Origin of the sequence: Marinomonas posidonica (assembly GCF_043643765.1) — a bacterium.
Taxonomy (GTDB): Bacteria; Pseudomonadota; Gammaproteobacteria; order Pseudomonadales; family Marinomonadaceae; genus Marinomonas; species Marinomonas posidonica_A.
Genome location: NZ_JBHZSP010000010.1, coordinates 25,764 through 38,413 on the forward strand (window position 1 = coordinate 25,764; position 12,650 = coordinate 38,413).

The 12,650-nt window shown below is 45.1% G+C and carries 12 protein-coding genes; 3 read left to right on the forward strand and 9 right to left on the reverse strand.

The window, feature by feature from the left end; translation table 11 throughout:
- The first annotated feature begins 36 nt into the window (after window positions 1-36).
- On the forward strand, window positions 37-1,323 hold the full coding sequence (sbmA, locus tag ACHUFM_RS12230) for a peptide antibiotic transporter SbmA (RefSeq protein WP_394182515.1): 1,287 nt from the start codon (window positions 37-39) through the stop codon (window positions 1,321-1,323).
- A gap of 86 nt (window positions 1,324-1,409) precedes the next feature.
- On the opposite strand, the gene ACHUFM_RS12235 is transcribed toward sbmA, so the two are convergent.
- From ACHUFM_RS12235 to ACHUFM_RS12245, 3 genes are all read right to left on the reverse strand, one after another.
- Window positions 1,410-1,622, reverse strand: a complete 213-nt coding sequence (locus ACHUFM_RS12235; RefSeq protein WP_063333179.1) for a hypothetical protein — start codon at window positions 1,620-1,622, stop codon at window positions 1,410-1,412.
- Window positions 1,623-1,770: 148 nt separating this feature from the next.
- A complete protein-coding gene (gene glnE, locus ACHUFM_RS12240; protein ID WP_394182516.1) occupies window positions 1,771-4,701 on the reverse strand; it encodes a bifunctional [glutamate--ammonia ligase]-adenylyl-L-tyrosine phosphorylase/[glutamate--ammonia-ligase] adenylyltransferase in 2,931 nt (976 codons plus the stop codon).
- Between the two features lie 40 nt (window positions 4,702-4,741).
- Window positions 4,742-5,689, reverse strand: coding sequence for a CYTH domain-containing protein (locus tag ACHUFM_RS12245; protein ID WP_394182517.1), 948 nt, complete (start codon window positions 5,687-5,689; stop codon window positions 4,742-4,744).
- Between the two features lie 119 nt (window positions 5,690-5,808).
- Here ACHUFM_RS12245 and argE point away from each other — a divergent pair, with 119 nt between their 5' ends.
- The gene (gene argE, locus ACHUFM_RS12250) at window positions 5,809-6,975 is read left to right on the forward strand and encodes an acetylornithine deacetylase (protein WP_394182518.1); all 1,167 of its coding nucleotides are present in this window, start codon (window positions 5,809-5,811) and stop codon (window positions 6,973-6,975) included.
- Window positions 6,976-8,298 carry an amino-acid N-acetyltransferase gene (gene argA, locus ACHUFM_RS12255; RefSeq protein WP_394182519.1) on the forward strand — a complete coding sequence of 441 codons (1,323 nt, stop codon included), beginning with the start codon at window positions 6,976-6,978 and terminating at the stop codon, window positions 8,296-8,298.
- Between the two features lie 86 nt (window positions 8,299-8,384).
- Here the strand turns inward: argA and ACHUFM_RS12260 are convergent, their stop codons facing one another.
- Genes ACHUFM_RS12260 through ACHUFM_RS12285 form a run of 6 tightly spaced genes read right to left on the reverse strand, consistent with a single transcriptional unit; the run spans window position 8,385 to window position 12,630 of the window.
- Window positions 8,385-9,794, reverse strand: coding sequence for a DegQ family serine endoprotease (locus tag ACHUFM_RS12260; RefSeq protein WP_394182520.1), 1,410 nt, complete (start codon window positions 9,792-9,794; stop codon window positions 8,385-8,387).
- Window positions 9,795-9,854: 60 nt separating this feature from the next.
- Window positions 9,855-10,322: a SoxR reducing system RseC family protein gene (locus tag ACHUFM_RS12265; RefSeq protein ID WP_394182521.1), complete on the reverse strand. Its 468-nt coding sequence runs from the start codon at window positions 10,320-10,322 to the stop codon at window positions 9,855-9,857.
- Window positions 10,315-11,286: a MucB/RseB C-terminal domain-containing protein gene (locus ACHUFM_RS12270; protein WP_394182522.1), complete on the reverse strand. Its 972-nt coding sequence runs from the start codon at window positions 11,284-11,286 to the stop codon at window positions 10,315-10,317. Before ACHUFM_RS12270 ends, ACHUFM_RS12265 begins: the two co-directional genes overlap by 8 nt.
- A gap of 3 nt (window positions 11,287-11,289) precedes the next feature.
- Complete coding sequence (locus ACHUFM_RS12275; protein WP_394182523.1) at window positions 11,290-11,889, reverse strand: sigma-E factor negative regulatory protein; 600 nt, start codon at window positions 11,887-11,889, stop codon at window positions 11,290-11,292.
- Entirely contained in the window at window positions 11,886-12,503 is a 618-nt protein-coding gene (gene rpoE / locus ACHUFM_RS12280; RefSeq protein ID WP_394182524.1) for an RNA polymerase sigma factor RpoE, read from the reverse strand. The genes ACHUFM_RS12275 and rpoE overlap by 4 nt, the downstream gene beginning before the upstream one ends.
- Complete coding sequence (locus ACHUFM_RS12285; RefSeq protein ID WP_394182525.1) at window positions 12,487-12,630, reverse strand: hypothetical protein; 144 nt, start codon at window positions 12,628-12,630, stop codon at window positions 12,487-12,489. The genes rpoE and ACHUFM_RS12285 overlap by 17 nt, the downstream gene beginning before the upstream one ends.
- Window positions 12,631-12,650 lie beyond the last annotated feature (20 nt).

A 12,650-nucleotide genomic window follows, 5' to 3' on the forward strand; every position in this document is an offset into this window, starting at 1 on the left:
CTTCAATACTCACCACAAACATAGAGAAACTAATACGTGTTCCATTCTTTTTTCCCTAACCCTAAGCTGTTCTTTTTAAGTTTTCTTGTTTGGGCGCTTGTCGGTGTCCTTGGCTGGTATTTAGTCATGCAGGACTTAGGAAGCTATTTAAGCTTAGGTAATTTCATCGGCCTAACCTTCCCAGAAACCCTAGCAGCAGGCGCTGATCCGGCGGCTCAAGCTGCTTTCCAAGACGCCTCCCAAAGTGCCGCAACCTTCTGGCTCTACCAATACATGCTCATTTGTTATGGTATTTTTATCGCCGCTTGGATGATATTTGGCGGTAATAAATGGGCAAAATGGTCTGTTCTTGGCTCAGGTGTCATCATTTTTGTGACATGGTTCAGCGTTCAGCTCAATGTCATGTTTAACGAATGGTATGGCAGTTTTTACGACCTTATTCAGAAAGCCCTATCTGCCCCAAACTCCATCACATTAAATGACTATTACTCCCAACTCAGCACCTTTCTAGGATTGGCAGCCGTCTACATCACCATTGTGGTTTTAAAGCATTTTTTCGTTAGCCATTATGTTTTCCGCTGGCGCACTTCAATGACCGAATACTATTCATCAAAATGGCAACAAGTTCGTCATATTGAAGGGGCATCACAACGTATCCAAGAAGACACCATGCGCTTTGCAAGTATTATGGAAGGGCTGGGCGTCAGACTGATTGGTTCGGTGATGACACTGTTGGCTTTCCTGCCCGTTTTATGGGCCTTGTCTGGTCATGTAAAGGAGCTACCGATTCTTGGTGAGGTTTCTCAATCCCTTGTCTTCATCGCCCTCTTTTGGTCTATTATCGGTACCGTTTTACTCGCTCTCGCGGGGATCAAATTGCCTGGACTAGAGTTCAACAACCAAAAAGTGGAAGCCGCATATCGAAAGGAATTAGTTTATGGGGAGGACAATGAAAACAGAGCCGAACCCATTACACTGACCGAACTGTTCAGCAATGTGCGCAAAAACTATTTCACCCTATATTTTCATTATTTGTATTTTAATATTGTTCGCTATGGCTATTTACAAGCTGGTGTATTGGTGCCACTTATTGCCTTGGGCCCATCTATTGTGGCCGGCGTCATCACCTTTGGTATTTTCCAACAAATTAACAATGCCTTTAATCAGGTGGAAAATTCCTTCCAGTTTTTAGTTAATTCATGGACAACCATTGTGGAATTGCTATCCATCTACAAGCGTCTAAAGTCTTTTGAAGCCATGATAGATAATAAACCACTGCCGAGTGAAGATGACCACATTTCGGGCGACTCAACACTCATGTAGGACAACTCATTAGCAACAAAAAAGCCCCAGCAAGTCAAACTGCTGGGGCTTTTTAAAGGATTGTCTCAAAACTGAGACATTCACCATCACACATTTATGTTGATGTTCTGCCCTAGATTATCCGTTGTCGTATGCGAACCACTGCTTGCCGCAGGGGTTGTTGGCTCTGTGGCACGCTCTAGCAATCGTAGATTTTGCTGAGCTTCTTGCTGCTGCGCGGCTTTTGCCAAATTGGCTTGATACACTTCACTCGCAAAGTCCATCGCCGGCCCACCACTAACACCATTCACTTCTGCCATATTCCCTCCTCTCTCGCTCATCGCGTTGGAGATCGATGTATGAAACATCGTCAATTACATTCTGTTCAAAAAACAGTCAATAGCAAAAGTATAGTGGATTCACAATGAATTTACGAATCGTTTTTCCTTTACCGCTTTAGCAACACTACTAAAGCAGCTCGTTACGCACAAAGCTTTCCCATAGTTCATTGATTAAGCTTTGGTTTTTCTGCAAATCTTCCGCCTGCACAACACGACCTTGCTTCTGTAATGCTTGGCGATGGGTACGAGCTCGAAACAAAGTGTAGGTCTCAATCATGCCCGCCACTTTCTCCGCAGGCAGCAAGCCAAGCTCTGACAATGCCTCTAACTGCCGAACATTATCTGAATACGTCATCAGTTCGGGATGTTGGCAAGACCAAGCCAAGACAAAGTATTGCACCATAAACTCAATGTCTATGATGCCACCAGCGCCCTGCTTTAAATCAAAGCCTTTCTCTTTACTGCCAGTGTCTAAGTGTGAACGCATTTTCTCACGCATTTTGATGACTTCTGCTCGCAATACAGAGCGATCGCGAACCGTCGCAATGATGCCTTTACGACACTCTTCAAACCGGTTCAATAACACGGGATCACCGGCTAAGCCACGTGCACGAGTTAATGCTTGATGTTCCCACACCCAAGCTTCTTTTTGTTGGTAATCCTTGAAGGCTTCCAAGCTCGAAACCAATAACCCTGAATTACCAGACGGACGTAATCTCATGTCCACTTCATACAAACGGCCAGCGGCGGTAAAGCTAGTGATCATGTGGATCAGTCTTTGACCTAGGCGCGTATAAAAGGTCAGGTTATCGATACTTCGTGTTCCGTCAGTGCTGCCATTTCCCTGCGCGTCGTGTATAAAGACTAAGTCCAAATCCGAATCGTAACCTAACTCCCAACCACCGGATTTACCGTAACCTATGATAGCCAATTGAGGTTCATGGAATGCCTCACCATAGCTCACCGGATAGCCGTGTTTTTTGGTTAAATAAAACCAAGACTGTTTTAACACTTGCTCTAACAACACCTCCGCCAGCCAAGTTAAGTGATCACTCACTTTCATGACAGGCAAAATACCTGTGATATCACAAGCGGCTATGCGCAAAATAATAGAACGTCTGAATCGACGCATGGCATCCATCTGAGCTTCTTCATCGTCTTCTGGCAAGCGCAATAAGATTTGCTTTAACTCATCTTCCAACATGGCCTTATCAGGCGGTGAAAATAACGTATTGGCATCCAGCAATTCATCTAATAACGCTGGTGTTGTGGAAATAGCCTCCGTAAACCAAGCACTTTCCCGACATAAACGAATCAAATGCGTTAATGCTGTTTGATTCTCACACAATAATACCAAGTACGCCGTTCTACGAAGCACGGCTTCGAGGATAGGAAATACCCTTTCTAGCACCAAGTCTGGGTTAGCTTCCTCTTCAAGCCGACTCATAAATGCCGCTAAAAAGAGCGCCAAACGTTCTTGTCCTATCGGTTGCATAAACACCAAAGTACGTGAACTCAACAGCTGAGAAATGCGTTGTACCACAAGCTCCTCTTGTTGCCATGAAATATCAGCAATGGCATCTCGAATCGCATCCTCATCTCCCGGTACTTTTAATAAAATTCGCCACGTTTCTTGCTGCTCTTTGCCCTGATCCGTTTCTTCGTCATCCTCGATCAAATCAACAAAATAGTCGTGAACTTGGTGTCGAGCAGACCATAAAGCGTCATTTAGTGCCTGCCAACTCTGAAAACCGACCATAATGGCCAACCGCAAACGCGCTAAATCATCCTCGGGCAAAAGTTGCGTTTGCTCGTCTTTGATCGCCTGTAATGCATGCTCTGTTCGCCTTAGTAGCAAATATGCTTGCTGTAACTGTGTTGTTTCTTGCTGACTTAGATATTCCTGTTGCGCCAAATAAGGCAAAACCTCTAATAAGGCTGGTATTTGCAGTCCTTGATCGCGTCCACCGTGAAGAATCTGTAACGCTTGCGCGATAAATTCGACCTCTCTGATGCCGCCCTGACCCAGTTTAATGTTGTGTTCAATACCCTTGCGGCGAACTTCTTTCGCAATCATGCGTTTTAGGTCACGCAATGCACCAATGGCCCCAAAATCTAAATACTTACGATAGACAAACGGCTTTCTTAGGGCTTCAAACGCCATCACATCCTGCTCACTGCCCGCCATAACACGGGCTTTGATCATGGCATACCGCTCCCAATCACGACCTTGGTCTTGGTAATAGTTCTCCAGTGAGTCCAAGTTCAACACTAAGGCGCCAGACTGACCAAATGGTCGCAACCGCATGTCGACACGAAACACAAAACCATCGGCTGTCACTTGATCAAGATGTTGAATGAGTTTTTGACCCAATTTAGTGAAATATTCTTGATGAGAAAGGCTTTTTTTGCCACCTTGAGTGTCGCCATGTTCACGGAAGGCGAAAATTAGATCAATATCAGATGAGAGATTAAGCTCATTACCACCAAGCTTACCCATGCCAATCACAATCATAGATTGAACATCACCAGCACTATCTAATGCCTGACCATACAAGGAAGCATATTTCTGCTGACTCCAAAGTAAGCTGGCATTCACACACACATCCGCTAGTTTGCTTAAATGGGCAGTCAGAACCGATAAATCGATTTTTTGCTGTAAATCCAGCGCAATCAGACGCACCATCCACCATTGACGATAAAGACGCAGACGTTGCAAAAATTGGGGCTCATCTAAATCGAATAACTGACCAGTCTCTTCGATTGGACTCTCTTGTAGAAAAAAATCTTCTCCTGCCATCAGGGCGTCAATGGTCGGGGGGAGAGAAAGGCTTGATAGGGACAACACGTCATCCAACCAGGCTGGATGACGCATAAACATAGTGTGTAAATAATCACTCAATAACCAAAGTGGCTCAAGCCTAGCGATCTGCACCTGATCTAAAGCATCTAATCGACATCTTGTCCGCGCTTCTTGCAGTTGTTCCAGCAGCAAAGCTCGGTTTTCTATTGACTCACAATAAACGTCATAACTGGGGTTGTCAGAAGGTATAAACAAGACACTGTCCTTACTGTTGCCATCACTTAAATCATCTATATTAGTGGCTTTGTTGATTAAGCCACTGACCAATTTTGAGCATTAAAGAGCCAACGGATTTCAGCCCACCCAATAACTCAAGCACCTTGTCTTCATCCGCTTTATACAATTCCTCTAACGCATTGTCCAAATCCACTAAAGCATGGTCTAAATGCGCGGGTAAACAAGGCCGTAATTGATGTATTGTGTGCCTGAAAGGTTGCAGCAACACCTCGTCCTGCATAAAAAACATGGCTTCCCAATAGATCAGCCACACTTCATACCAATAAGCCGCTAATGCCAAACGACTAACCGAGCCAATCGGTTTCTGAGGAAATTCAATCTGTCCCTGTTTCAGTCGAACGCCTTTCTGGGCTTTGGACACCACACTAACTTGAACTGGAACCTGCTCGGCAATGCGTAAAGCAAATTCGTACAGCGCTGATTCAGGGCCACTTTTTAGTTCCAATTCCAGTTCACAAATGCTGTCTTCACCATAAGGTGACGTGACTTTTCCTTCATCGCAGACCACTTCCATCTTGGTAGTGCATTGCTGAATGTTCCACACTTGACGTTGAAAATCAGTACGATAGGCTTGTTGTAAATGACGGCTCCACGACATATTCACTAGAGTATCAGGCAGAGGCACGTCTTTTAACAAAGACAAATTTAAGCAGTCGCTTTCCAGTTGCCACTCCCATTCGCCTCTGGCATGCATGCCAACTCGACTGGTACCTCGCGTTTTTACCGTTTGGATAAATTGATCGTTAACGGCACGAATGCGCAATGCCATGCCCCCCGACATCAATTGACCATCTTCGGTATCATAGTAGGCATTCATTAAGTTAAGAGTGGGCTGGCGGGATACAGTATCATCGTCAGACTGAGCACATATTTCATCAAGAAAATCGCTCGCAGACTTGAGATACTCAGACTGAAGCATTAACTTAAGTTCTAGCTCGGTAGCCATAATTTACAAACCTCTAGTGCCTTTGCCAGACAGCAGCAAAGAAAAACATAACCAAGCAAGTGTAACAGAAGCCCCAGCGTAGTAATATTGGCTAATTATTCGGATTTAAAGGAAGGTCTATGCCCGCTCTACCGTCACTGATTGATATGATGACTCAACTGATCGCGTCTCCTTCCATCAGTTGCAGTCAAGCTCATTGGGATCAATCCAATAAAGGCGTTATTGAACTACTGGAATCTTGGCTTAGCTCACAAGGTTTCCAGTGTGAAGTCATGCCCTTGCCCAGACAACCGAACAAATTCAACCTGATTGCGACGAAAGGGCAAGGCCGCGGTGGTTTAGTTCTCTCAGGACACACTGACACAGTACCCTATGATGAAGGTCGCTGGCAGTCCGACCCCTTTACATTACAGGAGCGTGATCAAAAGCTTTATGGCCTAGGCTCCTGCGACATGAAAGGTTTCTTTGCCATTGTATTAGACACTATTCGTCACATGACACTGCATGATCTTAAAGAGCCGCTTATCATTCTTGCCACGGCTGATGAGGAAAGTTCCATGTCTGGCGCGCGTGCCCTAGTGCAGCAAAATAAACTGAACGCACGCTATGCCTTAATTGGTGAACCCACCTCATTAACGCCGATTTATGCCCATAAAGGCATTATGATGGAACGCATTCAAGTCACCGGGCAAGCAGGACACTCTTCCAATCCAGCCCTTGGCAACAATGCGCTCGATGCCATGCATGATGTCATGTCTGAACTTATGACTTTTCGCCAAGAATTAAAACGTGATTACCAAGATGCGAACTTCATCATCGATTACCCAACTATGAATTTTGGCTGTATTCATGGAGGAGACAATCCAAACCGTATTTGTGGACGGTGTGAATTGGAATTCGACCTTAGAGCATTACCAGGTATGAGCAACCAGTCCTTAATGGCAGAAATTGCTCAACGCCTACCTCGCATAGAAGAAAAAACAGGCACTCAAATTCAACTAAACAGTTTGTTTCCAGACGTACCCTCTTTTTATACCCCTGTTGAATCCGCTATCATTAAGGCCTGTGAATCACTCACTGAGCGACCAGCCGAAACAGTCGCCTTTGCCACCGAAGGTCCCTTCCTAAATAAGATGGGCATGGAAACTCTCGTGCTTGGCCCAGGTTCCATCGATCAAGCACACCAGCCCAATGAATTTATGGCACTGGATCAAATACAACCAATGCAAAAGGTTATACGTGGTTTAATAGAACGTTTTTGCCTTCAATCCAATGAGTCGAATTAAATGAGAAGCAGCGCGCCTGAAGAACTCAATTACGTGGACTGGTTTCGCCACTCCTCTCCTTATATTAATGCCCATCGGGGCAAAACCTTTGTCATTCTTATTCCAGGTGAAGCAGTAGAATGTACACATTTTTCAAGCATTATCCATGACTTAGCATTACTTGATTCTCTGGGTATTCGCTTGGTGCTCGTACAAGGCGCACGACCACAAATCAACCGAGTGCTGTCCAATCACCATACTTCAACCCCTTTGGACAGCGATTATCGGGTGACACCTCAAAGCCAACTACTGGACGTCATCCAAGCGTCCTCTGCGGTTCGAGTGCAATTAGAGGCACAATTGTCCATGGGATTATCGAATACCCCTATGGATGGCGCTCGTCTTAAAGTGTGTAGCGGCAACTATGTCATCGGACGCCCACTCGGCGTAGTGGATGGCGTGGATTATGGGCACACAGGAGAAGTGCGCCGAATCGATACAGAAGCGATTTTCCGTTTATTAGAAGATGACAACATGGTGCTCTTGCCTCATTTAGGCTTTTCACCCACTGGCGAAGTCTTTAACCTCAAAAGCGAAGATGTGGCGACACAAGCCGCGATCCAACTAAAAGCCGATAAATTGATCATTTATACGGACGAAGAAGGCGTCTTCAATCAAGCGGGAGAACTTTATTCAGAACTGTTGGCGAAAGACGCCGAAGCCATCTTAAAAGATGACTCATTACAACCGCTGACACAAAACGCGCTAGAAGCTTGTGTACAATCCGTTCGTCATGGCGTACCTCGCGCCCATCTCATCTCCTATCATGAAAACGGCGGTCTACTCAGAGAGCTCTTCACCCGTGAAGGCTCTGGCACCATGATAGACGAAGACAGTTACGAGCAATTACGCCCCGCTCACATTGATGACGTTGGCGGTATGATGGCTCTATTGGCTCCGCTAGAAGAGAAAGGCGCTTTAGTGAGACGCTCTCGAGAACTGCTGGAAAACGAAATCGATCGCTTTATTGTCATTGAACGAGATGGTGCCATTGTCGCCTGCGCTGCTTTATATCCCTTCGAGCAGGAGCAAGCCGGAGAACTGGCTTGTTTGGCAGTGTCCCCAAATTACCGAGGCTCCAACCGAGGTGAACGCTTACTAAAAGGCATTGAACAAGCCGCCAGACAACAACGTTTAAGCACATTATTCTTGCTCACCACACGTACCGCTCACTGGTTTATTGAGCGCGGTTTTAGCGAAACCACATTGGCAAGCTTGCCCATGCAAAAACAAGCACTTTATAACTATCAGAGAAACTCAAAAATATTCTCAAAACAGTTATAAAGCTCGACGCTGGAAACGCACGCGAAACACTGTTCAAATAAAAAGGCGACCATGTGGTCGCCTTTTTCGTGTCTTAGCATTATGTGTTATTCAACGATTTTGAACGGAATAAACATGGGATAGCCCTGACGAATGACCCGCATAGGAACAGAACGTCCCGTCGGTATATCTTTGGCGATTTTAATAAAATCTGTCACGCTCTCAATACGTTGGCCATTTAACATGGTGATCACATCTCCTTGCTGCAGACCATTTCGAGCCGCTGTGCCACCCAGTACTTGCTCGATCACCACACCATGATCAATGCTGTAGTTTTTCGCCATTTCAGCAGGCACTTCACCCACGATCATACCTAAACGGTTCTGATCTTGTTGGGACTGAGCTATAACTTTTGGATCCGCTGGTCGACCTTCTAATGTAATCTCGATGGTTTGCTCTTTACCATCTCGATACACTTTCGCCGTCACTTCTTCACCCGCTTTCATGCGACCAACAACATAAGGTAACTCACCAGAATGTTCGATCTCTTCACCATTAAAACGCATGATGATGTCACCGGATTGTAAGCCTGCTTTTTCAGCAGGTGAATCCGGTAACACACGACTAATTAAGGCACCATTTGGACGATCAAGACCAAAAGATTCCGCCAAATCATTGCTCACATCTTGAATCAACACACCTAACCAAGCACGAGATACTTTGCCGTCTGTTTTCAGTTGATCAACAACAGACATCGCGACGTTTGATGGGATAGCAAAAGATACGCCCATAAAACCACCTGAACGCGTGTATATTTGTGAGTTAATACCCACTACCTCACCATCTAGATTAAACAAAGGACCACCAGAGTTTCCTGGGTTAATCGCAACATCCGTTTGAATGAAAGGAACGTAACTATCAGACGGTAAATTACGTCCTGTAGCACTGACAATTCCTGCGGTTACCGTGTAATCAAAGCCAAATGGTGAACCGATTGCTAACACCCATTGACCCGGCTTTAGCTTATCTGAGTCGGCCATTTTCACGATCGGTAAATCATCTGCTTCAATTTTTAGCAAGGCCAAATCCGTTCTTGGATCCGTCCCCACTAAGGTCGCTTGGTATTCGCGACGATCACTTAGTCGAACATGAATCACATCGGCGCCATCAATCACATGATTATTGGTTAATACATAACCGTCATGAGAAATAATGAAACCCGAACCGAGTGAGCTACGCTGCCCTTGCTTTGGCGGAGTTTGCTGACCAAATGGTTGCTGCCCAAAGAAGTGCTTGAAGAATTCATTTAACTCTTCATTGTTTGGACTGTATTGACGGCCACCTTCGTTGGCCGTTTTCGTGGTCACCGTTTGTTCCGTACTGATGTTCACGACTGCGGGGGAAGCATCATCCACTAACTCGGTAAAGTCAGGCAATGACGCCGCGTGAGTTAACATGGAAGTCATCATAACCGTGCTAACAACTAACACACTAACGTGTTTAAGCAATCTGTTCATTAATTGGTCTCCTTAAAACGTACCAAATTCATTACAGTGCCAGGTGAAGAAGGACATCAGTTAAGGCGAAAACAGCAATGGGCTGACTTCATCCTGAACCGCTTCAATTCTTAAAACTTTTGGGTAAAAATCTTCATTATGAGCAGAGCGATTCGCTTTGTGCCGAGCAAACCACAATCCACCAACAAAACCGAATAAACTGAGTAACACTGACAGCTCGTTTGAGTCCGCCCAAAAAGAAGGCAATATGGCACCAAACACCATACCAAGCAACGGAATCAAATACATCCATACGGAGGCTTGCAATAGAGTGTCTTCAGGAATCCCAATGACCACACGCTGACCGACCGCTACTGATAATGGATCAACCGCTTTCATGCGCATGCGATTGGCTGGGGAAACCTGTGCAATCGCATGATGGCCACACCCATGACGAGCACGACAGCTAGTACAACTACTGGTACGAATGGTTTCTACTTCCGCAAAGCCAGTTTCAACTGACATCACGGTTCCTGTCTCTTCAATCATTTTCTAGCCTTGGCATAAATACCGTCATCAGTTTTTCGATCGTTGCACCTGGGACTTCTCCCACCATGGTCAATAAATACAACTGATCCTTCACTTTAAAACTGCTTACACCGGCCATGGTTGCTCCCATACCAGCAATGGAAAGGGGCTTCGCAGACATACTGGGCTCAACAAATACTGATATTGTTGCTATACCATCCGATAGCAACAACATGCTGGTGCCGTGATTCAGGGCTCTTGCTTCAGGCCAAACCAAGCGAAACCCTTCAGGCAACCACTCAAACCGCCACAAATTCTTAACCCGCAGTGGTAATACTTGCGTTTGTTTTTTGGTATGTTTCCCCTTGTTGGGGATAAAGTCGTCCTGTTTCAAGTCTGGTTTGAAGTTAACAGAGGTAAACTGAACACGCTCTAACAACTCACCATTTGCTTTAAACACATCATGCTTCAACAAAAAATAATTTTCTTTGTCCAACCAAAACTCATGACCGTAACGGTATTCATCTTTTGGCAATAAGCTAACAATAATGGCTTGTCGGCCAGCAATGCGATGTGACTCTTGATCAACCGTTAATTGATAACCTTTTAATAATCGCTCTTCAGCGACTTTTTTCAAGCCTTTAAAGGGCGCTTTAAAAGGCGAATGCCGATTGATCACTAAGTCATCAGGGTAGACACAAGTGATTTTGTCATCAATTCGAACGACTTCAACCTTATCGCCATCTAAATCCACCAAACTTTCATATTCCATACCTTCCGTGACAATATGACGAATGCGCATACCATTCATATTGGATGCCTCGGAATGCACAAATACGCCATCATAATTGAGTTGATGGAAAGCCTGGGTCATTTGGCGTAACAACTCAACCGCATTAGGTGTTGCTACGGCAGCAAAACTCCACTGAGCAAAACAAAGTAAGCACACACCTAAGCATCTGACCACAACCGAAAAGCGTTTCATAAGTTACTCTTGTACTGGATAATTAACCACACGCGCCATCGGGATCATACCCTGCCCTACAGTCATGGTCGCTTGCTCCGCATGCTGACGAAGGTATTGTTGCAACTTCACGTTATCTAACGGTAACACCTGCTGATTTAATTCCGCTAAGGGTGTCGCAACAGGTTGAGTGGCTTTAGCAGGGAACACGTCAGCAGTTAATGATGGTTGCGGGACGCCAGAATTAAGCAGCAGGTTACCGCCAAAGACCACCATAAAGGCAACACTCGCCGCCATCGCAACCCCAGAAAACATCATTTTCCAATTGATGTTAGATTGTGGCAAAGACACAACTTGAGCGGCTAACTCTGGTGATTCTTGCGTTTCACCTTCAGCTTCTAGAATGTCATGTATGCGCGTCAATAAATTATCTTGCAAGCCAACAGCAAGCTGTTCATCTTTATGAAGGCATTGTTGAATCGCATGAAATCCTTCCAATTGTCGAGCCAACACACCCGAATTTTGAGCCAACAAGGCGGCAATGTCTTGCTCGGTGGCCTCCCCATCAAACATGGCAGACAAACTGGCCATTGCTTCCGGTGTATGTGTGTTTTTTGATGTCATGACGACTCTCCTGCGTCCAACAAAGGACGTATGTGTTTTTCAACGGCTTCTCGTGCTCGAAAGATACGAGACCGCACCGTTCCAACAGGGCACTCCATGATCAATGAAATGTCTTCGTAACTCAGACCATCAAACTCCCTTAGGGTTAATGCGCTGCGCAACTCTTCAGGCAGCATTTCAATAGCATGATATATGGCTTTCTCTAGTCGATTGCTGTTCAACTTGGCTTCTGGCGAGGCAATGTCTGACAAAGACTCATAGGCACTAAATACCTCTTCATTATCTAACTCAACATCCGACTCGGGCGGTCGACGCGAACGACTTACCAAATGATTCTTCGCCGTGTTCACGGCAATTCGGTATAACCAAGTATAAAATGCACTTTCACCACGAAAACTGTTGATTGACCGATAAGCTTTGATAAAGCTTTCCTGCGCCACATCTAAAACTTCACTCTTATCTTGGATATAGCGCCCAATCAACCCCATTACCTTGTATTGGTACTTCATCACCAATAAGTCAAATGCCCGCTTGTCACCCTGTTGTACTTTTTCAACTAACGTCTGATCAGAAGACGTTTCGTGCTGCATAGACACCTCATGTTTCAACATCATTACCTTGTGCCTTTGCTCGGTATAGATTAGAGACAGCAAACAGCATCGCAAGTTCCCATAAAAACAACAAAGAATCATCAATTTGCATGACTCGGAAGTATTCATTTAATAGCAAGAATAGTAACATTAATTTTTTCGTCAATAATC